Annotated in this window: 27 protein-coding genes; 19 read left to right on the forward strand and 8 right to left on the reverse strand. The window is 61.4% G+C overall.

The genetic code is table 11. The features are described from left to right. Positions 1 to 8: 8 nt before the first annotated feature. The 3 genes from FYJ43_RS02170 to ileS all read left to right on the forward strand — a co-directional run bounded on the left by FYJ43_RS02170 (position 9) and on the right by ileS (position 4468). Entirely contained in the window at positions 9 to 818 is an 810-nt protein-coding gene (locus FYJ43_RS02170; protein ID WP_326833238.1) for a Cof-type HAD-IIB family hydrolase, read from the forward strand. A 23-nt stretch (positions 819 to 841) separates the two neighbouring features. Beyond that, complete coding sequence (locus FYJ43_RS11990; RefSeq protein ID WP_195839854.1) at positions 842 to 1018, forward strand: hypothetical protein; 177 nt, start codon at positions 842 to 844, stop codon at positions 1016 to 1018. 189 nt (positions 1019 to 1207) lie between these two features. After that, positions 1208 to 4468 (forward strand): isoleucine--tRNA ligase, encoded by a 3261-nt coding sequence (gene ileS, locus FYJ43_RS02175; RefSeq protein ID WP_154561529.1) that lies wholly within the window; start codon positions 1208 to 1210, stop codon positions 4466 to 4468. 69 nt (positions 4469 to 4537) lie between these two features. Here the strand turns inward: ileS and FYJ43_RS02180 are convergent, their stop codons facing one another. Both FYJ43_RS02180 and FYJ43_RS02185 read right to left on the reverse strand, forming a co-directional pair. After that, positions 4538 to 5305 carry a hypothetical protein gene (locus FYJ43_RS02180; protein ID WP_154561531.1) on the reverse strand — a complete coding sequence of 256 codons (768 nt, stop codon included), beginning with the start codon at positions 5303 to 5305 and terminating at the stop codon, positions 4538 to 4540. Next, the gene (locus FYJ43_RS02185; protein ID WP_154561533.1) at positions 5302 to 6045 is read right to left on the reverse strand and encodes an ABC transporter ATP-binding protein; all 744 of its coding nucleotides are present in this window, start codon (positions 6043 to 6045) and stop codon (positions 5302 to 5304) included. The genes FYJ43_RS02180 and FYJ43_RS02185 overlap by 4 nt, the downstream gene beginning before the upstream one ends. Positions 6046 to 6212: 167 nt before the next feature. Between FYJ43_RS02185 and FYJ43_RS12445 the strand changes: the two genes are divergently transcribed. After that, positions 6213 to 7469, forward strand: coding sequence for a sensor histidine kinase (locus FYJ43_RS12445; RefSeq protein WP_195839855.1), 1257 nt, complete (start codon positions 6213 to 6215; stop codon positions 7467 to 7469). Further along, complete coding sequence (locus FYJ43_RS02195; protein ID WP_154561537.1) at positions 7463 to 8113, forward strand: response regulator transcription factor; 651 nt, start codon at positions 7463 to 7465, stop codon at positions 8111 to 8113. The genes FYJ43_RS12445 and FYJ43_RS02195 overlap by 7 nt, the downstream gene beginning before the upstream one ends. Before the next feature lie 15 nt (positions 8114 to 8128). Here FYJ43_RS02195 and FYJ43_RS02200 read toward each other — a convergent pair whose 3' ends face one another. Next, complete coding sequence (locus tag FYJ43_RS02200) at positions 8129 to 9151, reverse strand: Gfo/Idh/MocA family protein (RefSeq protein ID WP_154561539.1); 1023 nt, start codon at positions 9149 to 9151, stop codon at positions 8129 to 8131. Positions 9152 to 9263: 112 nt separating this feature from the next. Between FYJ43_RS02200 and FYJ43_RS02205 the strand changes: the two genes are divergently transcribed. From FYJ43_RS02205 to FYJ43_RS02215, 3 genes are read left to right on the forward strand one after another with little or no spacing between them, the layout of a single operon-like run. Then, the gene (locus FYJ43_RS02205) at positions 9264 to 9563 is read left to right on the forward strand and encodes a WhiB family transcriptional regulator (protein WP_326833239.1); all 300 of its coding nucleotides are present in this window, start codon (positions 9264 to 9266) and stop codon (positions 9561 to 9563) included. Then, positions 9560 to 9733 (forward strand): DUF4177 domain-containing protein, encoded by a 174-nt coding sequence (locus FYJ43_RS02210; protein ID WP_002549461.1) that lies wholly within the window; start codon positions 9560 to 9562, stop codon positions 9731 to 9733. Before FYJ43_RS02205 ends, FYJ43_RS02210 begins: the two co-directional genes overlap by 4 nt. Beyond that, a complete protein-coding gene (locus FYJ43_RS02215) occupies positions 9730 to 10185 on the forward strand; it encodes a RidA family protein (protein WP_154561543.1) in 456 nt (151 codons plus the stop codon). The genes FYJ43_RS02210 and FYJ43_RS02215 overlap by 4 nt, the downstream gene beginning before the upstream one ends. 155 nt (positions 10186 to 10340) lie before the next feature. Here the strand turns inward: FYJ43_RS02215 and FYJ43_RS02220 are convergent, their stop codons facing one another. Continuing rightward, a complete protein-coding gene (locus FYJ43_RS02220; RefSeq protein ID WP_407643721.1) occupies positions 10341 to 11042 on the reverse strand; it encodes a Crp/Fnr family transcriptional regulator in 702 nt (233 codons plus the stop codon). 117 nt (positions 11043 to 11159) lie between these two features. Here FYJ43_RS02220 and nth point away from each other — a divergent pair, with 117 nt between their 5' ends. The 3 genes from nth to FYJ43_RS02235 all read left to right on the forward strand — a co-directional run bounded on the left by nth (position 11160) and on the right by FYJ43_RS02235 (position 13122). After that, positions 11160 to 11888: an endonuclease III gene (gene nth / locus FYJ43_RS02225; protein WP_154561547.1), complete on the forward strand. Its 729-nt coding sequence runs from the start codon at positions 11160 to 11162 to the stop codon at positions 11886 to 11888. Further along, positions 11885 to 12478, forward strand: coding sequence for a TlpA family protein disulfide reductase (locus tag FYJ43_RS02230; RefSeq protein WP_154561549.1), 594 nt, complete (start codon positions 11885 to 11887; stop codon positions 12476 to 12478). The genes nth and FYJ43_RS02230 overlap by 4 nt, the downstream gene beginning before the upstream one ends. An 89-nt stretch (positions 12479 to 12567) precedes the next feature. After that, positions 12568 to 13122: an NUDIX hydrolase gene (locus FYJ43_RS02235; protein WP_326833306.1), complete on the forward strand. Its 555-nt coding sequence runs from the start codon at positions 12568 to 12570 to the stop codon at positions 13120 to 13122. 73 nt (positions 13123 to 13195) lie between these two features. On the opposite strand, the gene FYJ43_RS02240 is transcribed toward FYJ43_RS02235, so the two are convergent. From FYJ43_RS02240 to FYJ43_RS02250, 3 genes are all read right to left on the reverse strand, one after another. Beyond that, on the reverse strand, positions 13196 to 13729 hold the full coding sequence (locus FYJ43_RS02240; RefSeq protein WP_154561553.1) for a phage holin family protein: 534 nt from the start codon (positions 13727 to 13729) through the stop codon (positions 13196 to 13198). Positions 13730 to 13822: 93 nt separating this feature from the next. Continuing rightward, on the reverse strand, positions 13823 to 15079 hold the full coding sequence (nhaA, locus tag FYJ43_RS02245; protein ID WP_154561555.1) for a Na+/H+ antiporter NhaA: 1257 nt from the start codon (positions 15077 to 15079) through the stop codon (positions 13823 to 13825). Positions 15080 to 15264: 185 nt separating this feature from the next. Beyond that, complete coding sequence (locus tag FYJ43_RS02250; RefSeq protein WP_326833307.1) at positions 15265 to 15936, reverse strand: class I SAM-dependent methyltransferase; 672 nt, start codon at positions 15934 to 15936, stop codon at positions 15265 to 15267. Between the two features lie 230 nt (positions 15937 to 16166). Between FYJ43_RS02250 and ssd the strand changes: the two genes are divergently transcribed. The 7 genes from ssd (at position 16167) to FYJ43_RS02290 (ending at position 21206) form a co-directional block, all read left to right on the forward strand. Next, the gene (gene ssd / locus FYJ43_RS02255; RefSeq protein ID WP_154561557.1) at positions 16167 to 17225 is read left to right on the forward strand and encodes a septum site-determining protein Ssd; all 1059 of its coding nucleotides are present in this window, start codon (positions 16167 to 16169) and stop codon (positions 17223 to 17225) included. Then, positions 17222 to 18388 carry a TadA family conjugal transfer-associated ATPase gene (locus tag FYJ43_RS02260; RefSeq protein ID WP_154561559.1) on the forward strand — a complete coding sequence of 389 codons (1167 nt, stop codon included), beginning with the start codon at positions 17222 to 17224 and terminating at the stop codon, positions 18386 to 18388. Before ssd ends, FYJ43_RS02260 begins: the two co-directional genes overlap by 4 nt. Then, entirely contained in the window at positions 18385 to 19155 is a 771-nt protein-coding gene (locus FYJ43_RS02265; protein ID WP_154561561.1) for a type II secretion system F family protein, read from the forward strand. The genes FYJ43_RS02260 and FYJ43_RS02265 overlap by 4 nt, the downstream gene beginning before the upstream one ends. After that, complete coding sequence (locus FYJ43_RS12450; protein ID WP_195839856.1) at positions 19152 to 19901, forward strand: type II secretion system F family protein; 750 nt, start codon at positions 19152 to 19154, stop codon at positions 19899 to 19901. The genes FYJ43_RS02265 and FYJ43_RS12450 overlap by 4 nt, the downstream gene beginning before the upstream one ends. A 209-nt stretch (positions 19902 to 20110) precedes the next feature. Then, the gene (locus tag FYJ43_RS02280; protein ID WP_326833240.1) at positions 20111 to 20398 is read left to right on the forward strand and encodes a DUF4244 domain-containing protein; all 288 of its coding nucleotides are present in this window, start codon (positions 20111 to 20113) and stop codon (positions 20396 to 20398) included. An 89-nt stretch (positions 20399 to 20487) separates the two neighbouring features. Then, a complete protein-coding gene (locus FYJ43_RS02285) occupies positions 20488 to 20805 on the forward strand; it encodes a TadE family type IV pilus minor pilin (RefSeq protein WP_154562152.1) in 318 nt (105 codons plus the stop codon). Beyond that, the gene (locus FYJ43_RS02290) at positions 20802 to 21206 is read left to right on the forward strand and encodes an Rv3654c family TadE-like protein (protein WP_154561565.1); all 405 of its coding nucleotides are present in this window, start codon (positions 20802 to 20804) and stop codon (positions 21204 to 21206) included. Before FYJ43_RS02285 ends, FYJ43_RS02290 begins: the two co-directional genes overlap by 4 nt. 126 nt (positions 21207 to 21332) lie before the next feature. On the opposite strand, the gene FYJ43_RS02295 is transcribed toward FYJ43_RS02290, so the two are convergent. Continuing rightward, positions 21333 to 23633 (reverse strand): DEAD/DEAH box helicase, encoded by a 2301-nt coding sequence (locus FYJ43_RS02295; RefSeq protein ID WP_326833241.1) that lies wholly within the window; start codon positions 23631 to 23633, stop codon positions 21333 to 21335. On the opposite strand from FYJ43_RS02295, the gene FYJ43_RS02300 reads away from it, so the two are divergent. Next, positions 23621 to 25138 (forward strand): methyltransferase, encoded by a 1518-nt coding sequence (locus tag FYJ43_RS02300; RefSeq protein ID WP_154561567.1) that lies wholly within the window; start codon positions 23621 to 23623, stop codon positions 25136 to 25138. The genes FYJ43_RS02295 and FYJ43_RS02300 overlap by 13 nt on opposite strands. Positions 25139 to 25171 lie beyond the last annotated feature (33 nt).

Raw genomic sequence — 25171 nt, forward strand, 5'->3', positions numbered from 1 at the left:
CTCGCAGTGTGCTCATCGCAACTGACCTTGACGGAACCCTCCTGACCCCTGGCGGCACGATCAGCCCTCGGACTCGTGAAGCCATTCGTGCCGCCCAGAAGGTCGGGGTGCCGGTGGTGCCAGTCACCGCGCGGCAGATTTACGGTATCGAGAAGTGGCGTGACGACTTAGGCCGCTGGGCACTGTGCTCTAACGGCGCCATTTGCTGGGACCTTCCGGCCCGCACCGTACTCTTTCGCCAACTCATGCCAAGCGCTGTGGCGAACGAGTTTGCTCACCGTCTCCTTGCTGCTGCTCCCGGCACCCGCTTCTTGACGATCAAAGACGACGGGTTCACTTTCGCCTCCCAGCGCGGTTACGCCGAGTTGACGACCTTCGCTGACCATTCCCGCGAGCCATCCGAGATGCCCGCCCTGGATCTCGACGAGGTGCTTGACGGAGATTGCCTCAAAATGGTCGCCCGGCACCCAAACCTGCCCATCGCGGAATTAATTGCTCGAGCCGAGAGCGTCGGCATGGCTGATGAGGTGCACGTCACCACGTCGGGAAAGTCGATGCTAGAAATTAGCGCTAAGGGAGTCACCAAGGATTCCGGACTGTCGATGCTGTGCGATCACCTGGGTATCGAGCAGCGCGACACCGTGGCCTTCGGTGATGGGGCCAATGACGTCGAGATGCTCGCTTGGGCGGGGGACTCCTACGCGATGGCTAATGCGGTGCCGCTGGCGGTTGCAGTGGCCCGTCACCGAGCACCGTCGAATGCCGAGGACGGGGTTGCGCGGGTCGTCGAGGAGCTGCTGCTGGCGAGAGGGATCTGAGGCGCTCCAGAGCAGGGTGCCAGATGCTGCGACCACGTCGACGTAACGAGGCTTTTTACGATGCGTGGTATTTCGGTGTGCAACGGTGGACTGTGCCATCTGCGGTGGCATGGACGGCACGCAGCGACATCATTGCCACCGTGTCCGGGGCTCCACCACTGTCCAGTTGGAGTAAGATGCTTGCGACCGCAAGGCAGTGATGGGGCGATCACCCCGGAGTCGCTGGAAGAACGGGCGAGTACATGCACCGCCTCAGTAGAACCAGCAGCGATCGACTAACCGAGAGGCCGGCGTCGTCGACGTCGCGCAAGGAGGGTGGTACCGCGGGTACCCGGAAAATCCGGTGTGCTCGTCCCTCGGTGACCCGAGACGAAGGACCACCCGCTGCGATGACCGATGTGAACCCAGTTCGCTCCGACAACTGTAGGCAGTACAACAACGTGCCGCCGCAGATTGACCTACCCGCGATGGACCACGAGATCATTGATCTGTGGGCTCGTCAGCACACTTTTGACAAGTCTTTAGAGGCCACCAAGGACGGCCAGCCGTGGACGTTTTTTGAGGGCCCACCGACCGCTAACGGACAGCCGGGCACCCACCACGTTGAAGCCCGCGTCTTCAAAGACATCTTCCCGCGTTTCAAGACCATGCAGGGGTTCCGCGTCGACCGCAAGGCAGGCTGGGACTGCCACGGTTTGCCCGTCGAACTGGCCGTCGAGAAGGAACTCGGGTTCTCCGGTAAACCCGACATCGAGAAGTACGGTGTTGAGCCTTTTAACGCCAAATGCCGCGAGTCCGTTACCCGCCACGTCGACGCCTTCACTGAGCTCACCGAGCGGATGGGTTACTGGGTCAATATGGACGAGGCGTATTGGACGATGAGCCCGTCCTACGTCGAATCAGTGTGGTGGGGCCTCAAGCGGATCTGGGACAAAGGGCTGCTTGGCGAGGACCACCGGGTGGCCCCGTACTGCCCGCGCTGCGGCACCACCTTGTCCGACCATGAGCTGGCTCAGGGCTACCAGGACGACCGTGACCCGTCGATCTATGTGCGATTCCCGGTGACGTCGGGCCCGCTAGCCGGACGCGCCAAGCTGCTGGTATGGACGACCACCCCCTGGACCCTAGTATCGAATACTGCCGTGGCCGTCCACCCCGACGTGCGATACGTCGTCGCCCACCAGGATCCGGTTCCGGAGGGATCTGACGCCGTCGCCACCGCCTCGGCAGAGGATCCGGCCTCCCAAGACCTCATCATCGCGGAGCCACTGTTTGAGAAAGTGCTGGGTGAGGGGTGGAGCCTCACCGGCGAATCCTTCCTGGGTTCGCAGATGGAGTTTTGGACATACCAGCGTCCCTACGACTTCCTGGAGTGGCCGAAAACAGAGCGGGTCACAGTTGATGGGCGTCCTACCCCTGCTGACGCCAACTTTGTCATCCTTGCCGACTACGTCACCGTCGAGGATGGCACCGGGCTGGTGCATCAGGCTCCGGCCTTTGGAGCCGACGACTTACAGACCTGCCGCCGCTACGGGTTGCCGCTAGTCAACCCAATTCGCCCTGATGGCACCTTCGAGGAGTCCGTGCCGTTGGTAGGTGGATTGTTCTTTAAGACTGCCGACAAGCCGTTGTGTGAGGACCTCGACAGACGCGGAGTTCTCTTCCGCTTGGAGATGCATTGGCACTCCTATCCGCACTGCTGGCGCTGTGACACCCACCTCATCTACTACGCCCAGCCTTCGTGGTATATCCGCACCACGAAAGTCAAGGAACAACTGCTGGCCCAGAACGAGGGCACCACATGGTACCCCGAGACCATCAAGCATGGCCGGTTTGGGGACTGGCTGGAGAACAACATCGACTGGGCCGTCAGTCGGTCGCGCTACTGGGGCACGCCGTTGCCGTTGTGGCGCAATGACGACGATCGTTCCGACGTCATCTGTGTGGAGTCGCTGGCCGAGTTGTCTCAATATGCCGGGCGCGACCTCACCGGGATGGATCCGCACCGTCCCTTCATTGACGAGGTGACTTTCACCCGAGACGGCCACACGTATCACCGGGTGCCTGAGGTGGCTGACGCCTGGCTTGATTCGGGGTCGATGCCTTTTGCCCAGTGGGGATACCCGCATGTGCCGGGGTCTAAGGAGAAGTTCGAGTCTCACTACCCTGGTGACTTCATTTGTGAGGCTATCGACCAGACCCGCGGTTGGTTCTACACCATGATGGCTGTCGGAACCCTGGTGTTTGATGAGTCCTCGTACCGCAACGTGCTGTGCCTGGGCCACATCCTCGCCGAGGATGGCCGCAAGATGAGCAAGCATCTAGGCAATATCTTGTTGCCTATTCCGCTCATGGACAAGCATGGCGCCGACGCCGTGCGCTGGTTTATGGCCGCTGATGGGTCTCCGTGGAGTGCGCGTCGCGTCGGCGATGAGACGATCCAGGAGACGGTCCGCAAGGTCCTGCTCACATACTGGAATACTGTGTCGTTCCACGCCTTATACGCGAGGGCTAATGGGTGGACGCCCGCCGGTCATACTGTTCCCCCCGCTGTGAAGGATCGCCATATCCTTGACCGGTGGTTGGCTTCTGCGACGAATGTCCTCGTGCGCGACGTCACCGCTGCGCTCAATGACTTCGACACCCAGCGGGTTGGCACCCTCATCGCTCAATTCGTTGACGAGCTGTCGAACTGGTATGTGCGCCGCTCCCGTCGTCGCTTTTGGGACGGTGACGAGGGTGCCCTGTGGACGTTGCATGAGACCCTTGAGACCCTCACCAAGCTCATGGCTCCTATGGTTCCGTTCATCACCGAGCGCGTCTGGCAGGATCTTTTCGTGGCGACGAACCCGCAGGGCCCGGAGTCAGTCCATCTGGCGAGCTGGCCGGTGGCCGATGATTCGGTTATCGACGAGGCTCTGTCGGAGTCGATGGATCTCGCCCGACGCATCGTCGAATTGGGTCGCGGTGCTCGTGCCGAGGCAAAAGCCAAGATTCGGCAACCCTTGTCGCGTGCCCTTATCTCGGGTGCAGCGTTGGCGAAATTGAGCGAAGACCTGCAGGCTGAGATCCGCTCCGAGCTCAACGTCATGGCGTTGGATTCTTTTACTGCTGCGGGTGACCTCGTCGATCACACCGCGAAGGGCAATTTCCGCGCCCTGGGGAAAAAGTTCGCCAAAGCTACTCCAAAGGTGGCTGCCGCCATCGCGGCTGCCGACCCTGAATGGCTGGCCTCTGAATTGGCTACTAGCGGGTCCGTCGAGCTGGGCGTTCCAGAGGGGGGTAAGGCCGTCGTGACCGTTGACGACGTCATCGTCTCTGAGCGTCCTCGGGAAGGCTGGAGCGTCGTCAACGAGCAGGGAGAAACGGTGGCCCTTGATCTGGAGATCACCCCCGATCTGGCTCGCGCCGGGCAAGCTCGTGAGGTTATCCGTTTCGTTCAGGACAGCCGCAAGAAGGCCGGGCTCGACGTCTCTGACCGGATTAGCCTGTCCTGGCAGGCTGATGGGGAGTTAGCCGAGGCGATTGAGGAACACCTCGACGAGATCGCCGGTGAGGTGCTCGCCACCACGGTGAACCGCGGTGAAGCCGATGACGAGTGGTTCCGTGACGGGGACCTCGGCTTGGCTGTGAAAATCGAGAGGGTTTGAGGTGACGTCTGGTCGTTGTGACTGTCAATACCCGGTCACAACGACCAGACGTCGAAGGTGTGTCTGGATTTATGGCTCGCGCACGTGTTGGCGCCAGAGCCCGATGATAATCGGCAGGGCGATCCACAGTCCGGTACTTGTGGCCAGGTGGGCCCACTCGACGCCGTGGATGGTGCCTGTAGTCAGTGGTCCTCCTGCCTGGAGATAATTGAGCCACGGGATGATGGGATGAAGTTGGTCGACGAGGGCGACCGCAGGTAGAACCGTCGTCGGGACAATGAGTATGACGGTGATCGCAGCTGGTGCATTGAGGAACGCCATACCCATGGCGAAGCCGACGAAGACATAGATGAGGTTGGCGATAGTGGAACCAAGTAACGCCTGCCAGTTGGCTCCGGTGAGGATGACGGAGTTTTTGGTGGCCGTGCTAACCAGCCCAGAAGCTGCTGCTAGGACGATAGCCAGTGCGGTGGCGATGACAGACGCGGCTGCGGCGACGATGCCTTTAGCGGCAGTCACCACGTGACGTCGTGGTGTCATGACGAATGTCATCAGTGCGGTTCGGTGGCTCCACTCGGCGGTGACCATGAGGATGGCGACAATGGGCAGCAGCGCATTGATAGGCATGACGGTAAAAGAGAACAATACTGACCAGGCGAGATCGCCTGAGATATGTGTCGTTATCGCCCGTCCGCTCACTGCAGCGACAATCAAGCTGAGGATAGCAGCGATAGACAACAGCCACACGCTTGCCCGGGTGTCAATGAATTTGCGAGATTCAGCGATTATGAGGTTTCCGAAGGATGCTTTTTCGTCAATGGTGGCGATGCCCGTCATGCTTCCTGTCCCCTCTGCCGTGAGTCTTGCGGGATTCGGCTAGCCGGCGTTGTAAGTTCAAAAAAGGTGTCTTCGAGATTTTCGTGGTGGGCAGTGAGATTGGCCAAGGTGTCGTCAGCGACGATGCGTCCCGAGCCGATCATGACGACCCGATCAGCGATGAGCTGTACCTCGTGAAGCAAGTGGGAACTCAGTAGAACAGCCCCGCCACGGTCGGCGTAGTCACGCAACAGAGTGCGTATCCAATGGATGCCCTGAGGGTCCAGACCATTGGCGGGTTCGTCAAGGATGAGGACCCTGGGGTTGCCCAGTAGGGCTACGGCGATTCCAAGGCGCTGTCTCATGCCGAGCGAGTAGGCACCGACTCGGCGCCGAGCCTCGTCCTGGGTGAGACCGACCAGGTCAAGGACTTTATCGACCCCGGTCTGGGGAGCTCCGATGACGGTTGCTGCGATGGTGAGTGTCTCGCGTCCAGTGCGGCCCGGATGCATGGCCGAGGCGTCGAGCAAAACGCCGATCTGGGACGCTGGGTTGGGTAGGGCCGCAAATGGCTGTCCTAGAACTGTGGCGGCACCTGAGGTAGGCCTTGCCAGGCCAACGATGCATTTCAGGGTGGTCGATTTGCCTGCCCCGTTCGGGCCGAGGAATCCGGTGACAGATCCGGCCGCCACATTAAAGGACACGTCATTGACGGCTGTAAACCGGCCATATTTCTTAGTGAGGTGTGAAACCGCGATCATGGTTGAAATATCACTCCGGCCATCCGGGTGAGCGCTAGTGGTGAAAGTCTGGATTCGATGGTCTTATGAGACCGCTGGCATCGACCAAGGTCGACGATGGTGATCCAAAGGTCGAAGTGCAGGACTATCGTGCTCGACTGACGGTACCGTGCCCGTAATCTGGGCTGGTGTTATCCACTCCGTTATTGCCTGATCGCCCCAATCAGGCTCTCCCTGTTGGGAAGAGGACCGAGGCCATGCCCGATGTCGGCATTCGTCTTGACACCCGTTGGCGTCCGGTTTCCCGGTGGGGGCTGACGTGCCGCTATGGGCTGTCTGTCCTTGGCTGGTTCGCTGGCTTTTCGGGTGTTTCGAGACTGCCGTGGTGGCATACAACCCTCGATTTAGTCGTGGGGGCGGGAGCCATATTCGTTATGAGGTGGAGGCGTCAGCGACCACTATTGGTGTGTTGGGCTGTCTTGGTAGCGGCGATCTGGTGTGTCTCGGTTAATGTCGTCGCTGTGTGGGCCCTGATGAGTTTGGCGACGCATCGACGCTGGCGTCAAATCGCTCTTTTCTCAGCGGTTGGAATCGTCGCTGCGCTGATCACGGGATGGGGCAGGAACGGCCAAGGGGTAATTGCTCTGATAGAGGGTCACCGGTGGAGCCACCTGTATGGATCCATCGCTTCGTTGACCCTGACGGTGGGCACCATGGTCGCGGTCGGCGTGTCGATTGGGGCGCGACGTGACCTCGTTGCCAGCCTCGAAGCGCGCGCCGAGACGGTCGAGCGAGAGCAGGAGCTGCGAGTATTGGCTGGCCAACAGGCCGAACGTGACCGTATCGCCCGCGAGATGCACGACGTCCTGGCCCATCGACTCAGCCTTATTTCCATGCATGCCGGGGCCCTGTCTTGGCGCGAAGACCTGGGCCTGGACGATACTCGACAGATCGCTGCGACGATCCGAGATAATGCCCACGAGGGTCTCGAGGAATTACGCGCCATGCTGGGCACTTTGCGCGATACAGATACCTCGGCGCGCCCCAACAAGCCGCAGCCGACCCTCGCTGATCTTCCGCAACTCATTAAGGAAGTCAGACTGGGAGGCCAACAGGTGAGAGTCCATAAAGAGGTAAACTCTTTCGACGGTTTACCGCCCACAGTAGGTAGACATGCCTACCGCGTCATTCAGGAAGGGCTTACCAACGCCCGCAAGCACGCCCCCAACTGTTGCGTCGATATCACAATCTCGGGTGGGGCGGGTCAGGGATTGGGCATCCTCGTATCGAACCCCCTCCCCTCAGTGACTCAAAACCATCCGATACCGGGTTCGGGGGCCGGACTAGAAGGATTGCGTCAGCGGGCCGAGATGGTTGCCGGACGCATCAGCGCCGGCGTCACTAGCGATAGCCGATTCGAACTGGAGGTGTGGTTCCCATGGTGAGGGTCCTCACCATCGACGACGATCCTTTGGTGCGGGCCGGATTGCGGCTCATTCTTGGTGGGTCGCCGTCTGTGCATGTTGTCGCTGAGGGGTCTGACGGGGACGAGGCTGTTGACCTGGTCAATGAACATCAGCCAGATGTCGTCCTCATGGACATCCGCATGCCTCGTGTCGATGGGCTTGAGGCGACGCAACGTCTTTTGGCTCTCCCTGAGCCGCCGAAGATCATCGTCTTAACGACTTTTGACTCTGATGATCTAGTGCTGCGGGCGTTGGCGATGGGCGCGGATGGGTTCCTCCTTAAAGACACCGCACCACGAAAGATGATTGAGGCTATCCTGCAGGTCGCCGCCGGCGAGCAGGCGCTTTCGCCGAGCGTCGTCTCCCAGGTCATCAGCCTGGCAACCCGTTCATCCACTTCTTCGCGTCAGAGGAGCGCTCGTCGGCTTCTAGAGCAACTTACCCAGCGCGAGCGTACCGTGGCCCTGGCTGTTGGCAGGGGAATGACCAACGCACAGATTGCCGAGCAGGAATACTTGTCGGTTGCGACCGTCAAAGCCCAGATCACCCGGATCCTTGGGAAACTCGGGGTGACGAACCGCGTGCAGGTGGCATTGATCATCCACGACGCTAACCTGGGGTGAGCAGGAACCCACTCGTCAGGACGGCAACTCAGTGTCGTCGTGGTTTTCCACGCCGAGTTGATCTAGCACTCGAGACATCGTCCTGGCTACCGCCAAGGTGTCGTCGAGGGGCATCGTCGAGCTCTCGGTGCGTCCAGCCCGAAGACATTCGCAAACCTCAATGAGTTCGTGAGCGTAGCCGCGTCCTAGAGCGGGGGTGTTATGGACCTCCGGGATGACCCCGCGACGGTGGATAAGGATGCGGCTGGGATGGTGGAACCGCGGTTCCACTTCTATCCAGCCGTCTGTGCCTTGAATAGTCATGCGTCCCGGGCCGTCGGAGGTAAAAGAGATAGCTAGCGTGGCGGATTTGTGTTCTGGGAAGGTCAGCAGCATTGAAGCGTCAGAATCTACCCCGTTAGGAAAATGGTTGCCACGGGCAATAACTTCGGTGGGCTCTCCAAAGAGGCGAATGGTGAAGTCGAGAGCGTAGACGCCGAGGTCGAGGGTCACACCGCCGCCTAGCGCGGGGGAGAACAGACGGTCCTCGGGGTCATAATCGCGCAGGGCGAACAAGTCTCCCTGGACGCCCGTCGGCTCGCCGATCTCGCCCCTGTTGACGGCGGCAATCATCTCAGTGACGACGGGTAAGAAGCGTGTCCACATTCCTTCCATGGCGAAGACCTTGTTGGTTCGAGCCGCCTTCGCCATTTCGGCAGCGGCATTCGCGGTTGCGGCGAAGGATTTCTCGACGAGAACGGCTTTTCCGGCTTCGATAGCGGCCAGGGCGATCGGTCGATGCTGAGGGTGTGGGGTTGCTATGTAAATGACGTCAACAGCGGGATTGGCGATCATGTCGGCATACGAATCGTGGGCGTCAGGGCGGGGACAATGGAGGCTCTGAGTCACGAGGTCAGCGAAGGCATCCGCGCGTGCAGCCGACCGCGACGCAATGGCGCTGATGCGCGCACCTGGGACGTGCGCGAAGTCATTGAGAATTGTGCGCGCGATACGTCCAGTCCCCGCTATTCCCCAACCGATAGTGGCCGTGGTGTCCATGGGATAACTCTAGACGTAACGGCAGGCGCTACCACGGTTTTGCCCACTGCGCACCCGGTTTGGGTGTTTCGTCCCTTGTCAAAAGGCATCCGTATCGCGTACCGTGTGGCTCGTGGGAAGCAACGAAGCTGACGATTGGACACTCCAGGCAAATTGCCGCGGTATGGCAGATGCCCTTTTCCCGGATGGGAAAGAGCAGCGCCGGGCGAGGCGGATTTGCGCAGATTGCCGTGTCCGTCCGGAATGCCTTGCTGAGGCCCTAGATAATCGGCTTGAGTGGGGAGTCTGGGGCGGCATGACGGAGCGTGAAAGGCGGCGCCTGCTGCGTGAGCGTCCGGACGTGACGAGTTGGCGTGACGTGTTACTTGCCGATCAGAGAACCATGTCGAAAACGGCTAGGGTGAAGTCATGACCCGATGGGAGTACTTCACGGCACCGATTTTGGTGCACGCCTCGCAACAGATCCTCAACAATTTTGGCGCCGACGGATGGGAACTTGTCCAGATCGTCCCTGGCCCGAATCCCGAGTCGCTAGTGGGCTACTTCAAACGTCCGCTGCCTGATCAGGAGCAGTCCCGATGAGTGCCACAACGAAGTGCGTCGAGTTGGGAATTACTCTTCCTCCAGTTGCAGCCCCGGTTGCCGATTACGTGCCGGCCATCCAGACAGGATCACAGATTCTTACCTCCGGTCAGCTCCCTTTCGTTGATGGAGAGTTGACTGCTATCGGAAAGGTGGGAGATACCGTCCCCGCCGAGCACGCTGCTGACGCCGCGCGTACCGCTACTCTCAACGCCATTGCAGCCGCAGCTGATGTTGCCGGTGGCTTGGACGCCATTAAGAGGGTCGTCCGGGTGGTTGTTTTCGTCAACTCCGCTCCGGATTTCACCGGTCAGGCGGGGGTTGCCAACGGCGCCTCGCAATTGCTCGGCCAGATCTTTGGCGAGCAGGGTCGTCACGCACGTAGCGCCGTCGGCGTCGCCACTCTGCCACTTGGATCGGCAGTTGAGGTTGAGTTGACCGTCGAGGTCTGATCGGGTTGATCCCAGAAGACGGCGATTTCGCGCCGCGTGTAAGAAACGACTTAGGCCAGTATTAAAAGCACGTTCGGGGCCAAGGCGTTAGCGCCCGGCCCCGAACGTGATGTTAAGCCCCGTGGTGTTAAGCCCGTTGTGCGGCTTTCGTAGCCTTAGTTAGCCCGCGCGGCCAACTTGTCCGGTTCCATAATGGTGACAACTTTGGGCCGCGCCGCGATCCATCCGCGAGCGGCAAAATCGGTCAGGGCTTTGTTGACGGTCTCCCGAGAGGAGCCGACGGCCTGGGCTAGTTCATGCTGGGTGAGGTCATGACGCACTACGATGTGCCCCGTTGCCGGGTTCGTCGTACCGAAGCGGTGTGCGAGATCGAGCAGGGTGTACGCCAATCGGCTTGGGACGTCACCAGAGACGAAGTGGGCGGTGTTGTCGTCAGCCTGGCGCAGGCGCTCCGACAGGCGTCCCAGCATTGCCAGCGCGACGTCGTGACGGCCTTCAACGAGCTCACGCATCTGCGCTCCTGGGGCTTTAAGCAAGCTACAGCGGGTGAGGGTGGTGGCTGTCGTGGATCGTGTGCCGCCATCAACGAGCGATAGCTCACCAAACATGTCACCGGGGCCCATAATCCACAGCAGGGAGTCACGGGGAGTGAGGTCTTCGGCAGTCGTGGATCGAGTGAGCTTCACTTTTCCCTCGACGACGAGGTACAAGTCATTCGCCGGGTCTCCAGCCTCGAAGAGCACCGTATTTCGTGGACAGACCGACGCCTCGCACATGGCCATAATTCGGGCAGCCGAGGCGGGCCCGAGAGTTGCGAAGAACGGTTGGGTCGCCGCCGTTGCCACCACATTTGCCATCCGAACAATCTCCCCATAAATAAGCAGCACCTGCATGGTTCGGCCGTTGGTGACCGAGCATATTTCCTATATTGTGGCAGGTGTCACATTCTGTGACGACACCGGGTCCCAATTCCTATGCTTAGATTCATGGCAGCATCCCCTACCGCACCTCAGCCTCGACGGCAGGACTGCCGAGCTTGTGCCAGCGAGGTGGCATCTCTTCTTGCCAAGGCTTATCCAGACGCGTGCTGCGAACTCAATTACGACGGCCCGTACCAGCTTCTCGTCGCCACGGTGTTATCGGCTCAAACGACGGATCGACGAGTCAACACCGTCACTCCCACGTTGTTCAACCATTGGCCTAGTCCCCAAGCCCTTGCTGGTGCCGACATCGGTGAGGTTGAAACAGTGGTGGCGTCGCTGGGTTTCGGGCCCACCCGCGCAGTACGTCTGGTGTCGATGGCAGCGAAACTCGTCGACGACTTCAACGGCGTCGTCCCTCAGGACCTTGACTCTCTTGTTACCCTGCCCGGGGTCGGCCGCAAGACTGCCAACGTCGTCTTGGGTAACGCCTTCGGTGTACCTGGAATCACCCCGGACACCCACGTCATGCGGGTATCTCGTCGCCTGGGCTGGACTGACGGGACGACTCCTGCTGCGGTGGAAGCCGACGTAGCTGAGCTGTTTGACCCGTCCGAGTGGGTGATGCTGTGTCACCGCCTGATCTGGCACGGGCGGCGGCGCTGTCATTCCCGGCGTCCTGCCTGCGGTGTGTGCCCGGTAGCTGAACGGTGCCCTTCCTTCGGAGAAGGCCCGACGGACCCTCAGATCGCCGCCGCGCTCGTCCGGGAGCCGCGCCGATGAGGGGGAAGACGATTCTCGGTGCGCTGATAGCCACCGTCATACTGGCTGGCTGCGGGGCAAACGCAGAGATGGCTCATCAGCGTGAGAGTGCCGGAATACCGGGGTGCTCGGCTCTGCCGTCGGGGCCCGGTAAAACAGGATCCGCGACGGCGACGGAAGGCCAGCCGATGCCCGATCGCGACTTGCCGTGTTTAGGTGACGAAGCGACAGTCTCCGTGGCACAAGCGACGTCGAAGGGCGTGACCGTCGTGACGATCTGGGCGTCATGGTGTCGGCCATGCCGTAGCGAGGCCCCACTCATAGCCGACGCATACCGCAGGTATCACGACCACGACCGGGTGCAATTTCTCGGCGTCGACTACGCCGAACCTGACGCATCTGAGGCCATATCGTTTGCCGGTGACACGGGTTTGATCTTTCCGCATCTTCAAGACCCTGATGGCACGATTAGAGGCGCCTGGCAGATCAGCGGGGTGCCCGTCAGCTTCATTGTGAAAAACGGAATCATTGTTACCCGCCACAGCGGCCAATGGCGCTCCCAGCAAGAGCTTAATTCGGCTATCGACAAGGCCATAGAGAGGACGTCATGAGTCACCTGACCACCCTCATTGCGACTCTCGGCCATGACGACCCTGACTTTTCTGCGCGACGACGACCCGGCGGCGGACAGCCCTCAGCGGTGTTGGCTCTTATCAGCGAGGGAGACAATGACATCGTCTTGACGCGGCGGCCACTGACCTTGCGCCACCACGCTGGCCAGGTTGCTCTGCCCGGAGGCCGCGCTGAAGACGTGGATCAGACGATCGTCGATACCGCCCTGCGAGAAGCGCGCGAGGAAGTGGGCTTAGATGAACGCCTTGTCACCGTCAGGGGAGTGCTTCCGACGGCACACGTGGCGGCCAGTAGCTCTGATGTCACCACCGTCGTCGCCACGTGGGATGGGACGGGCACAGTCGGGGTTGTCGATCCCGCCGAGGTAGCACTGGTCCAGCGGGTCAGACTAGCTGATTTGGCCAATCCAGCGGCTCGGGCCACCACGCGTCACCGGTCGGGGTATCGCGGTCCAGCCTTCGTCTTACCCAGCCTCTTTGTGTGGGGATTTACGGCCCACGTCCTCGACGCTTTGCTAGATCGCGGGGGATGGTCTCGTCCATGGGACCGGGAGCGCATAGTGGAGATTCCGGAAGGTTATGTGGGTGCTCGACGTTTGCCCGAGCGGACGGACATACCGTAAGCGGTTGACGTCTGCGTCATAGACAATGGCCCTCCCACTGTGTTGTGGGAGGGCCGCGACGTGTTACTAACTCTTAGCGAGTCGTGGCACTTCCGCTAGCGCGGCGGGGAGCAGAAGCTGTTGCGTCAGCCACCGGAGCGGCATGGGCGGGAGCGTTATTGGCGTCAATGCTGGGGGCAGTGGCGTTGTACTTGCCGCGGGCGACTGCCGACTTGACGGCTTCAAGGGTCGATTTGGCCTCGTCGACGACGCCGGTCGGGGCCTTGACCTGAGAGATCTGCCCCTTGCCGATGAGAGCGAGGATACCGGCCAGGATGAACAAGGCGACAGCCATCGTTGCAAAACCGACGACGAGCGAGAGCAGAATGCCCCAGCTGCCAATGTGCTGCCACATGAGAGAAAAGGCAAAAGCACCACACAACCACAGCAACAATGCGCCGACGATGCCGAAGTAGCCAGCGCCTCCGAACATGCCGGCGCCAATTCCGGCGTGCTTGGCGGCAGGCTTGATCTCCGCCGTCACCAAGGCCTTGGAGTCCTGGACGAACTTCTGGCCGTCCGTCTTGAGGTTGTCGATGGTATCGCCAACCGGGAGCTTGTCTGCCATGGGATGCCTCCGCGTCATAAATATGGTGATCTCAGCCTAACGGGAATAGGTTCGATCTGCTGTATCCGGGTTTGAGTTGTCGTCGAGCTGGCCTCAGTCAGTGGAACTGCCGGCAGCTACTGGAACCTCATGGGAGTGTTTAGCCTCCCATATGGCGTGTCTCTTGCCGCGATGATGCAACATGCCACCGCCAAGAATGGCCGCCAAGAAGGATGCCACGAGTACCGACGCCTTCGCTTCGTCGGCGAAGTCGTGATCAGTTGGGAAAGATAGGTCTGTCATTAGCATCGAGACGGTAAATCCAATGCCCGCCAACATAGCGACCGCGATGATGTCGCGCCACACGACGCCGCGGCCCAGCTCCGCCGAAGTGAATCGGGCAGTGAGCCAGGATCCGAGGGTAATACCGATGACCTTTCCTAGGATGAGACCGCAAATGATGCCCAGCGAAATCGGGTGAGTCCACAGGGCCAGGAAGGTGTCCGCACTGACGCTGACGCCAGCGCTCATCAAAGCGAAGAAGGGGACAACGGCACCGGCTGACCATGGCTCCACTCTGTGCTGCCAGCGATCGACAGGGTCGTTAAGGACGTCTTCTTCGGTGCGGGTCAGCAGGCCAAAGGCGACGCCGCCAATGGTGGCATGGATACCGGAGTGCAGCATGCACCACCATCCGGCGATGAAGATCGGCACGTACCACCAGCCGTTGTCGATATGGAAGTGCTGCATCACTCCCCACGCGGCGATGCAGGCGATGGCGCCGGCGAGCCACCAGATGTCCAAGCCCTCTGAGAAGAACACTGCGATCACGATGATGGAGCCGAGGTCATCGGCAATGGCCAAGGTGAGTAGGAACGCTCGTACCGCCTGCGGTAGACCCGATCCGACGATAGCGAGCACAGCTAACGCGAAGGCGATGTCAGTAGCCATCGGGATGGCCCAGCCTGCGGGATGTCCGTCACTGGCTAGCACATTAAAAAGCGTGTAGATGCCGGCGGGAAACACCATTCCACACACGGCGGCGACAATCGGGACTAACGCGTCGGCAGGCCGTGATAGTGAGCCTTCAACGAATTCGCGTTTGAGCTCTAGGCCGGCAATGAAGAAAAACACCGTCAGGAGGCCATCAGCCGCCCACTGTTCGATCGTGAGCGGACCGACAGTCAGTTCTCGGAAGACGTGGTACGAATGCGGGCCGAGATTGGCCCACAAGAGAGCTGCGACGGTGGCTGCCAGCATCATCATGCCGCCGGTGGTCTCGTTTCGGAAAATGTCGGATAGGTGAAGGGCGTTCGGGCCTGTCACCGGCCGGAGGATGCTCTTGCGAGGCCGCTCATGGGAGTCCGTCATAAATGCCTTTCGGGTACCCGCGGCATAGGCTCAGCGGGATAGGGAACAAAGTCACGCCGACCAGACTTCCCGGCACACCTAACGTAAGAGTTTACCAAATGGGTGTAACGTCACCAATCTCGTTCACGTGCTGGACAGCCTTGTCGGGGCGCGGTTGACGAGGGATGACAGCGGTTGGAGTGGCCTCAAAGAGTGATCGTCAGGCCGTCATCGACCCGACCAATAGGGCTGGTGAGCTCGTCGTGGTCGACCCAGGCGCGCCAGCATTCCAGTTGATAGGGCAGACGCAACCCGCTCGTTCCGGCAGAATCGTCGGCAAGTGCGGCAACCTTCGTGAGTAATTCGGAGCGGGCGTCAGAATCAAGGGCTCGCACTGCTGGCCGGGCCGCAGCCATCGCGATGAGAGAGTCGCGGTCGACCGGCACCCACAGGCGCTTGGTGGTGTGTTCGTCCTCTGGGAAGTATGTGCTGGAGATGAGTTCGTTTACTGACTCGGTGCCGTAGTCGCCGCTCATAGCGCTCTCGTCGACGGTACGTAGGAGTGCCGCAAGACGCTTGACCCACGGGATGGTGTCATCGCGGACGAGCCACGAGACGCCGAGGACGCTGCCTGGGCGTAGGACGCGGGCGATTTCGGGCAAGACGAGGCCGGGGGCGAGTTCGTGAAAGCCCTGGTGTACCACGACAGCGTCGAAACAGGCGGAATTGAGGGGCAGCGATTCTGGGGCACCGCAGACGGCCATAACACCGGGGATGCGGTTAAGTCTCGCAGCCGCATCAGGATCGCGATGTACGGCAAGGACGTCAGCGCCGTGAGAGGCTACGGCACGGCAATGAGTGACAGTCGGGCACAGCACAATGACTCGGTCACCCGGGTTGACACGTCCGGCAGTCAGCCAGTCGAATGTGCCGCTGGGTAGATGCGGTGTAGAGGAGACTGCCATGGCCCCAATTGTAATGGCCTCGACTGTCGAGGGAATCGTCGTCTAGGGGGTTGTCCACAGCGGGTCACCGGTGAGGTGAGGCAGTTATCCACAGATCTGAAGTGAGGTGATGGATTCCGCAGCCTCCGACGATAACTGAAGGTATGAAAACTCTTAGACAGCGACAGGACGGTGCGTCGGGTCGGCCTGCGCCCAGTGCTGCCCCGGAGGAGACAGCGGTTGTCTTGGTGACTCGGGACGGTCGTTTGGCGGAGGTCGTCGGATCAGTAGCTGCCAGTGGTGGGGTCGGCGTCGATGTTGTGGGGGACCGTGAAGCCGTCTCGCAGGCGTGGCCGAGGCATAGCCCGTTGCTGGTAGGGGCGGACATGGCTGGGTCGGTCATGGCGTGGGGTCTACCGCCACGGCCCGGCACTCACGTCGTCGGCTTCGACGCTGAGGAGGCGGCACGCTGGTCGGCTGGACTATCGGCCAGCGTCATCGTCATACCGCAAGCCAACCAGGTGCTTACCGAAATCCTTCATGACGAATTAGCGACGACGTCGAGGGCCACCGTCGTCCAGGTGAGGTCGAGCGGAGGAGGAACCGGGGTGAGCACATTGGCAGCGGGTTTGGCGTGGGCTGCTGCGAGGCTGGGGATGAGGGTCGGGCTGGTTGAACTTGATGCCAGCGTCGGTGGGATCGACCTGCTGTTAGGTATTGAGAGAAAGGACGGATGGCGTTGGCCCGAGTTGGCGTCGGCTCGCGGGGTGACGACCGATCTAGGCTCTCACTTGCCATCCCTCGACGGGGTCGAGGTTGTGAGTGCGGGCAGGGTCAATGCTTATGTGCCGCCGGCAGCTCGTAGGGCCGTGGTCGATTCCTTGGCCGGAGATCACGATCTTGTCGTCGTGGATCCGGGAGGTCTCGATGCCCCGGAGGTCACGGTAGACGTCAAGGTTGGCGTGGTGGCCGCTGACCTGAGATCGGTCATGACGGCCAGGAGGCGGGACCTTCCTGATGTGCTCGTAGCGCGTCGTGGTCCTGGGCGATCTATGCCTGACGACGACGTCGAATCGGTGTTGGGAGTCCGGCCAGACCTGACGATCAACGATGACCGCCGATTGGCTCGTGGCCACAGCGATGGGGAACCGCCATGGGTGATGGCCTCTCGACGATGGCGGCGCGGGTGCGCAGAGCTTGTCGAGCAGGTGATCGGATCATGAGCGGGGACGGGCCAGACCTCCAACTCGTCGAGCAGGTGCGACGCCAACTGGCTGGCCTTGCGCGAGACTGGACGCCGATGGATGTTGCTCACGCCATTCTCGACTGTGGCCGGGTGGCTTCAGACAAAACCGTGCTATCGGTCGTCGAAGAGCTGCGTCGCACGAGCACTGGGGCGGGACGATTAGACACCTTGCTCGTCATGGACGGGGTCACAGACGTCCTCGTTAACGGCCCCGACCAAGTGTTTATCGACCGCGGGCAAGGCTTGGAACTCACCGACGTCACCTTTAGCGGACCTGAGGAAGTGAGGGCTCTCGCTGTGCGCCTGGCCGCCGCGGTGGGGCGTCGACTCGACGACGGTAATCCGTGGGTGGATGCTCGGCTACCCGACGGTACCCGGGTTCACGCTGTCTTGGACGTGCTGGCTAGGCCGGGGACCTGCCTCAGTCTGCGAGTGCCATCACGACGCTGTCTGTCCCTGGACGACTGGGTTGCCGGGGGCTCGATGGCACCGAGATGCCGACAGATGATCGACGCGATCTTGGGTCGAAAGCTGGCCTTCTTAGTGACTGGGGGCACCGGAACCGGTAAGACGACCCTGCTTGCAGCGATGCTGACCAGCTTGCCGCCGGACCAAAGACTGGTCATCGTCGAGGACTCCCGGGAGATCTGGATCGACCATCCGCATTGGGTGTCAATGGAGGCCCGTGCAGCCAACTCTGAGGGCAAAGGCTCGGTGACACTGACCGATTTGGTCCGCCAGTGCTTGAGAATGAGGCCCGACCGAATCGTCCTTGGAGAGGTGCGAGGGGCGGAACTGCGGGACCTCCTCATGGCTCTCAACACTGGCCACGAGGGCGGCTGCGGGACGGTGCACGCCAATGGTGTAGCCGAAGTGCCGGCCCGGCTGGAAGCACTGGCGGCACTGGGAGGGCTATCTCGTGAGGCAGCATCGGCTCAAATCACGGCAGCCCTCCACGCCGTCATCCACGTGGAAAGAGGAGAGAAGGGACGACGGGTAGCAGAGATCGGGGTCTTCGCTGATGCAGGGGGCCGCGCTGTGGTTTTGCCTGCCGTGCGGTGGGACTCCGACGGAATCATGTCTTGTGGCGACGGTGCGGGCAGGTTGTCTCAGTTGCTTGGAATGGAGGTGGCGCGATGACAGTCATCGGGGCGGCTGTGCTGATGGGTTTGTCGGTATGGATGATGACGCCACCGGCTGTGAGGAACCAGGAGGAGCGGCGTCTACCAACATGGTTCGCAATCCCAGTGGGGTTTGTAGTGTCGTGGATGGTTTTTGGCGCGAGCGGCGTGGTGTGGGCCGTCATGGCGGTGGCTGTGGTCGCGACGGTGTTCGTCGTTGTGCAGCGTCAGCGTCGACGAGCTCAGATTCTTAAGGGCGGTCGCGAGGTGGCTCGGGCGACGCGGGCGCTTGCTGGACGGGTGTCGGTGGGGGAGATCCCCGCGGTGGCTTTAGAGCATGTGGCTGACGACGTCGACGTATTGGCCCAGGCTAGGCGGGCTCAGGCAGTAGGAGGAAGCGTCCCCGACGCTCTCGTGGCGACCTCTCGACAACCGGGGATGGCTGGCTTGCTGCCACTAGCCCATGCTTGGCAGTTGGCGGCGGCGACAGGTGCGCCGCTTGCCCCAGCGGCGAGATCTGTGGCGCAAGGGACAGCCCGACGAGCGCGACTGGAAGCCACCCTCGACTCCGAACTCGCGGCTGCCCGGGCGTCGGGACGGATCATGGGTCTGTTACCCCTAGTCGGCTTACTCATGGGCCATGTTGTTGGGGCGCGTCCAACGGTATTCCTTACGACCACATGGTTAGGGCGGGCCTGCCTGCTGGGATCGACTCTCCTGGCATGTATTGGGGTGTTGTGGAGTGAGTCTCTGGCCGATCGAGTGGCGAGGCAGGCGCTGCCATGACCGACATTGATGGGACGGTGACCCTCCTCACGGCAATGGTTCTAGCCGGGATGGCAGCGTGGATGGCCGTCTTACCGGCAGCGCGGGCACGCACTGACGATGAGAAGCCACCTCCGCCGTGGCTGGTCCCCCGCCCCGGTGCTCCAGCCCCGCAGCTGAGGGTGCTGGCCGGGCTGGTGGCGGCTTGTGCGATCTTTGCAGGCTTGCCATGGCCACTTCCAGTGACGGCGGGGTTATCCGCATTGGGAGGGACAGTGGTGTGGTGGGGGACTGGCCGACTTGAGTCTGCGGGACATAGACGCGTAGAACAGCGCCGCGCGGCACAACTGCCTGAGACACTCATGATGCTTGCGAGTGCGATGGAGGCTGGTCTGCCTTTGCGAGCGGCAGTAACGACCGTCGCCGACTCGTTAGAAGGGCCATGTGCTGAGGACCTGCGTCGATTGGCGTTAGCCTTGGCGGCAGGCGTCCCGGACTCAACAGCGTGGAACGATCTCGCATCGGTGACGGTGTGGCGTGATCCAGCTCAGGATGTCTCACGAGCCGTGAACTCTGGTGAAGGGATAAGTGAGCTGTTGTCAGCTCACGCTGCGCAGCTGCAAGTCGCGGCCGCAGAAAAGGCCGAGAAGAGCGCGCGCAAAGCTGGTGTCGACGCCATCGGTCCATTGGTGTGCTGTCACTTGCCGGCTTTCCTGCTAGTAGGGGTGGTACCAATTATCGCCGGGATGGTGCTGGGAGCGCTGTGACGATGCGGGCTGTGCCCTTACGGCATGGCCCGCATCATGCTGTTCGGAGGTGGTTGTCCACAAGGGACTTGGGTGGTCGCTGGCAGGTTATCCACAGAAATAAAACTGGCTGACGAATTTCGGTGGTTCCGACGACAACTGAAGGTGTGAGGCGAGGGTCTCACAAAGGTCGGGAATGGCCCGGCCGGATGAACAGACAGGAGACGACAGTGTCTGAGAACACCGATCCAACGACGGAACCCGTCATCTCTGCTAGGTCTCTCGACCTGGTCGGCGCGACCGATGCGGCACAACCCCGTTATCGACGACGTTACCGCGTAGCGCGTAACAAGATCGTTGGTCGAGGTATGGCCACCGCGGAGTACGCCGTCGGCATGCTTGCCGCCGTCGCGCTAGCCCTGGTCTTACTCAAGATCATTACCCATCAAGAGGTCTTCACAAAGTTGCTGAAGCTGGTCGTCAGCATCATTGGTAAGGCGGGAGGCATGCTGCCGTGATCCGGCTGACTCGTCGTGGCGGGCGCTCTGGGGCATCCGCCACGCTGGGTCGCTCCCCGCGGCGATCCCGGCAGTACCTGTCGCGGGGAATGGTGACGGTCGAGTTGGCTGTCAGTCTCATCGCGGCCGCCTTGGTGGTGGTAGCCAGCTGCTGGGTGGTGGGGTTAGTGGTCGTTGAGGACGCGTGCCGTACAACGGCTGCGCAGGTGGCCCGTCAGGTGGCCCGTGGAGATACGGAGTCAGCTCGACAGGCTGAAAGAAACGCACCTACTGGGGCGAAGGTGTCCACTTCCACGTCTGGTGGCTGGGTGACCGTGACTGTTCGGGTTGACCGATCGTTGGGGAGGATCGGTCCGGTACACCTGCGCGGGCAGGCTCGCTCTCCGATGGAACCGGGGCAATCATGACGAAGGTCACGTGCTTAAGAGTGCGGCCGCATGGCGCTAAGGCGGCCAGGGAACGAGGCTCGGGGACCCTACTGCTGGCGGCTGTCGGGGTGGGGTTTGTTGCGGCAGTGTGGATGTCACTGCTCGTTACCGGGTGGTGGTCAGCTGCTCATCGTGCAGAAGAGATTGCTGACATCGCCGCACTGGCCGCTGGGGGAGCCCAGGCTGTTGGGGAGCCCGGCTGCCCGGTGGCTGAACGCGCAGCCAGAGCCAATGGGGCCGAACTGGCGTCATGCGTGGTCGACAGCGGAAGCGGGTTATCCGTGACGGTTGAGGTAGAGGTGCAGGTGCACCGCGGTTGGGAGCTGCCGGGAATGCCTCGCACAGTGGTGAAGTCGTCTCGGGCCGGCCCGGTTGAGTGAGAACCTGGTGAAAGGAGGAACGACCGGTGGAAGAACATGGGTAGTCCCCAGGACGTCGGTGGTCCGTGTATTGAGGTCGTAATGAGCGAGGCGGCGGTACACGAGCGCTGTCGACGATGTGACCGGCTAAGCTAGCGGATCCATTGCAGCCGTGAGTGCGGCAGCTGCGGCCTTGTTGAGCATTTGGTTGGCGTTGCCGCACTTGGGTGAGACGACACACGCCGGGCACCCCGACTCGCAGCCGCATTGGGCAAGCCGGACGGCGGTGGCGTGCCACCACTCCTCGGCCTTGTTAAACCCTGATTCAGCAAAGCCAGCCCCACCAGCCTGACCGTCATGGACAACGATGGTGCAAGCCCCAGTGTCGGGCAGCATCACAGTCGACACGCCACCAACATCCCATCGGTCACACGGCGAGAACATCGGCAAGAGCCCGATGGCGGTGTGCTCAGCGCCGTGAGCGGCTCCGGCGAGATGAACGGCATCCAATGCAAGGTCATCGACGACGGTGTCAGGAATGACCCACCAACACGCCTGCGTGATCATGGTGTGGGTGGGCATGTCGAGAGCCGCAGAGTCCCACACATCATTGGTGATCTCGTCGCGGCGCAGGTATCCGACAACCTGCTCGGTCAATTCCACCTGCCCGAATGCCACATACCCCGGCCCAAAATCCCGACGCTTCTCCTCCTGGAGGATTCTTACCGTCGACGCCGACTGCGGCTGAGTCCAATAACCCGGCAGGTCCCGGTGTACTAGGGCGTGATGTTCAGTCGGGTTGTATTCATCCACCAGCCACTGATCCCCCTGATGCAAGTACACCGCACCTGGATGCACAGTGCGGTCCGCAGCGGCTTCGTCGACCACCCCGACGACCCTCCCGGTAGACACATCGATAATGTCAATCCCTTTGCCTGCCGCTGACCGCAGATCAATGGCGTCGACGGCCCGCTCCGGGCGGGTCCAAAACAGCCGATTTCCACGGCGTCGCAGGACGTTTTGGGCTACCAGCATCTCGCACATCCCGGTAAAGGCTGGCCCGTAAAACTCCTCGTCGGTAGGCGACAGATATGCCTCTTGCGCAGCCGCAGCTAAATGCGGGCCAAGCACATACGGATTATCGGGATGTAAGACAGTTGATTCCACTGATGAGGTGAACAACAACTCCGGATGCCCAAAAAGGTATTGATCCAGCGGATTCTCCCGGGCCATGAGCACCACCAAGGCGTCACGTCCTGACCTTCCGGCGCGGCCAGCCTGTTGCCACATGGCCGACAGTCGTCCGGGGTACCCGGCGATGACGACGGCGTCCATTCCCGATATATCCACACCTAATTCCAGGGCATTCGTCGCGACGACAGCCCGAATTGAGCCGTCCTGCAGTCTGGCCTCGATGCGTCGTCGGTCCTCGGGAAGGTACCCGGATCGATACGAGGCCACCTGGACTTCGCTGGTCACCCGATCCTGCGCATGGGCAGAGATGAGTTCTGCTAGGGAACGCGAAGCGACGAAACAGATCGTCTGCAATCCGGCGTCGGCCAGATCGGCTACCAGCCCTGTCGCATCACTGGACATCGATTCGGCAGGCTGCCACAGCACGACGTCACGGCCCGGGTGAGGGGAACAGTCTTCGTCAACGACGTTGATCTTCTCTACTCCGAGCAGACGGGCCCCGGCCTCGGCGGCGTTCGTCGAGGTCGCGCTGGATAACAGGAACACCGGATCAGCGCCATGCATCCGACAAAGCCTGCGAAGTCGGCGGATGATTTGAGCCACATGGGCGCCGAAAACCCCGCGATACCGGTGAGCTTCGTCGATGACGACATATCTCAGGCTTCCGAGCAACCCAGCCCACCGATCATGAGACGGCAGCACCGTGTGGTGCAACATGTCCGGGTTCGTGAGGACGTATCGGGCCTGCTCCCTGGCGAAGCGACGCTCAGCCTCATCAGAATCGCCATCGAGGGTCGAAACCAGCCAATCCGTTGGCCCAACCTCGCAGCAGACCCGTTCTTGGTCATGAGCCAGGGCCTTCGTGGGGGCCAGATACAGGGCAGTGTTACGGTGCAGGGAATCCCGCAGGGACGCTGGTCGGTCGGGAGTTGGCGACTGCGGCAGCACCGGGGTGGCCGATGCCGTCGCAGCCATGATCGGTAACAAATAAGCCAACGTTTTTCCCGACGCCGTCGCGGTGCACATCGCTGCATGACGGCCCGCTCTTGCCAGCTCGGCGAATCGTGCCTGGTGTTGCCATGGCCGATGGATCCCGGCTGCTTCGACAGCGCGACGACAATCCTCAGGAAACCATGACGGCCACTCGCAGCTGCGGCCTGCTGCAGCCTTGCGATGATCGAGGTAGACCACCTGAGGGCTGGCCAACAGCCGCGACACGGCGTCGCGGGTTGATGGGACAGATGGAACGATCACGCGCCAAGATTGCCACTATGGGCAGACACCTCACCGGCAACGAGATCGAACAGCTGCGCAACATTTTCACCGACATCGGGTACCTCACTGATCCCGTCATGGCTGCCATCGGAGACTCTGGGCAGCTTGGGTTGACCAGAAATAGCACCACACCAGCATCGCGGGCGCTAGCAGGGCGCACCGATGTGCTGGCCGGGGCTATTCGTCTATGGCTGTTGCAGCAGCCCGTTCCCGTTGAACAGTTAGCGCCATTGCCGCTGCAAACCCTCACCGAGGCCGGCATTGTGACTATTACAGGATCAATGGCGCGCGCCCTGGTTGAGATGCGTCCTTACGGGTCTCCCGATGACGGCGCGTCAGGCTGGACAGTTTCTGACCTCACCCCGGGCCTGGATAAGATCATTACCAAAACCCGTCCTGACTACGTACTAGGCGTCTCTCCGGCGTCAGTGTCGTTAACCCACATGGCAGTACCAACTCACGTGGGGAGCGCCCTCGACATGGGGTGCGGTTGCGGCGTTCAGTCGCTGCACCTGTCACGTCACGCTGACCACGTCGTCGCCACTGACGTTAACCCTCGCGCCCTTGAGATGGCTCGCCTTACCTGCCGCCTTTCTCACGCTGACGTGGAGATCCGGGACGGATCACTGTATGACCCGTGCGGAAGCGACATGTTCGACCTCATCGTCACCAATCCGCCTTACGTTATGGCTCCACCGAGCCGCGAGGGTCAACGACTGATTTATCGAGAAGGTGGGTTCACCGGGGATGGCTTGGTGGAGGCTGTGGTCCGAGGTGCCCCTGCCCATCTCAACGACGGCGGAATGCTTCAGGTTCTCGCCAACTGGGCTCACATCGGTCGCCAGCCATGGTCTGAGAGGATTGCCACCTGGGTTGAGGGGACCGGTTGCGATCTGTGGGTCGTTGAGCGCGAGCACCTCGACGTTTATGAGTACATCGAGACCTGGCTTACCGATGCCGGATTGGACGGGTCAGCCCAATGGCGGTCTCGCTACGACGAGTGGTTGTCTTACTTTGACGATCTCGACGTCACGGGTGTGTCCTTGGGGTGGATCATTGTGACCAAAGCGGGGCGGGATAATCCCGATCTGTGTTGCGAAGAGTGGCCCTGGCAGGTGGCCCAACCGATTGGTGAGACGATGGCGCGGCACGCCCAATCTGTGACGTGGGCGCGTCTCAACGACGAGGATCTCCTCGCCCGGCGCTGGCGCATCGCCCCTGACGTCGACAGTGAAGCGACTGGGCGTCCCGGTGCCGCTGACCCCGAGCACATCGTGTTGCGTCAACGTCGCGGGCTGTGCCGGGCTGTCGACATGACGACGGCATCTGGCGGAGTGTTGGGTGCGTGCGACGGGGAACTCACCTTGGCCCAGATCACCGATGCCGTCTGTGCGATTCTTGAGGTCGGCCGTGACGCTATGCTCAGTGAGGTGCTGCCTCTAGTTCGTAAGTGCTTGCGCTACGGCATTCTGGAAGCGGCCTAAGTTATCCTGACGCGTCCCCGCTCCACGTCGCTG

The sequence above is a fragment of the Cutibacterium porci genome (assembly GCF_009696315.1).
Classification (GTDB): domain Bacteria; phylum Actinomycetota; class Actinomycetes; order Propionibacteriales; family Propionibacteriaceae; genus Cutibacterium; species Cutibacterium porci.

What these genes read in the sequence shown, in the direction of transcription:
- FYJ43_RS02215 (WP_154561543.1), top strand. Translation starts at nt 9,730, where the DNA reads ATGAGTGCCACAACGAAGTGCGTCGAGTTGGGAATTACTCTTCCTCCA.
- FYJ43_RS02200 (WP_154561539.1), bottom strand. Translation starts at nt 9,151, where the DNA reads ATGGACACCACGGCCACTATCGGTTGGGGAATAGCGGGGACTGGACGT.
- FYJ43_RS02290 (WP_154561565.1), top strand. Translation starts at nt 20,802, where the DNA reads ATGACGAAGGTCACGTGCTTAAGAGTGCGGCCGCATGGCGCTAAGGCG.
- FYJ43_RS02240 (WP_154561553.1), bottom strand. Translation starts at nt 13,729, where the DNA reads ATGGCAGACAAGCTCCCGGTTGGCGATACCATCGACAACCTCAAGACG.
- nhaA (WP_154561555.1), bottom strand. Translation starts at nt 15,079, where the DNA reads ATGACGGACTCCCATGAGCGGCCTCGCAAGAGCATCCTCCGGCCGGTG.
- FYJ43_RS02220 (WP_407643721.1), bottom strand. Translation starts at nt 11,042, where the DNA reads ATGGCAAATGTGGTGGCAACGGCGGCGACCCAACCGTTCTTCGCAACT.
- FYJ43_RS02210 (WP_002549461.1), top strand. Translation starts at nt 9,560, where the DNA reads ATGACCCGATGGGAGTACTTCACGGCACCGATTTTGGTGCACGCCTCG.
- FYJ43_RS02260 (WP_154561559.1), top strand. Translation starts at nt 17,222, where the DNA reads ATGAGCGGGGACGGGCCAGACCTCCAACTCGTCGAGCAGGTGCGACGC.
- FYJ43_RS12450 (WP_195839856.1), top strand. Translation starts at nt 19,152, where the DNA reads ATGACCGACATTGATGGGACGGTGACCCTCCTCACGGCAATGGTTCTA.
- FYJ43_RS11990 (WP_195839854.1), top strand. Translation starts at nt 842, where the DNA reads ATGCTGCGACCACGTCGACGTAACGAGGCTTTTTACGATGCGTGGTAT.
- FYJ43_RS02180 (WP_154561531.1), bottom strand. Translation starts at nt 5,305, where the DNA reads ATGACGGGCATCGCCACCATTGACGAAAAAGCATCCTTCGGAAACCTC.
- FYJ43_RS02195 (WP_154561537.1), top strand. Translation starts at nt 7,463, where the DNA reads ATGGTGAGGGTCCTCACCATCGACGACGATCCTTTGGTGCGGGCCGGA.
- ssd (WP_154561557.1), top strand. Translation starts at nt 16,167, where the DNA reads ATGAAAACTCTTAGACAGCGACAGGACGGTGCGTCGGGTCGGCCTGCG.
- FYJ43_RS02230 (WP_154561549.1), top strand. Translation starts at nt 11,885, where the DNA reads ATGAGGGGGAAGACGATTCTCGGTGCGCTGATAGCCACCGTCATACTG.
- nth (WP_154561547.1), top strand. Translation starts at nt 11,160, where the DNA reads ATGCTTAGATTCATGGCAGCATCCCCTACCGCACCTCAGCCTCGACGG.
- FYJ43_RS02265 (WP_154561561.1), top strand. Translation starts at nt 18,385, where the DNA reads ATGACAGTCATCGGGGCGGCTGTGCTGATGGGTTTGTCGGTATGGATG.
- FYJ43_RS02300 (WP_154561567.1), top strand. Translation starts at nt 23,621, where the DNA reads ATGGAACGATCACGCGCCAAGATTGCCACTATGGGCAGACACCTCACC.
- FYJ43_RS02185 (WP_154561533.1), bottom strand. Translation starts at nt 6,045, where the DNA reads ATGATCGCGGTTTCACACCTCACTAAGAAATATGGCCGGTTTACAGCC.
- ileS (WP_154561529.1), top strand. Translation starts at nt 1,208, where the DNA reads ATGACCGATGTGAACCCAGTTCGCTCCGACAACTGTAGGCAGTACAAC.
- FYJ43_RS02285 (WP_154562152.1), top strand. Translation starts at nt 20,488, where the DNA reads ATGGTGACGGTCGAGTTGGCTGTCAGTCTCATCGCGGCCGCCTTGGTG.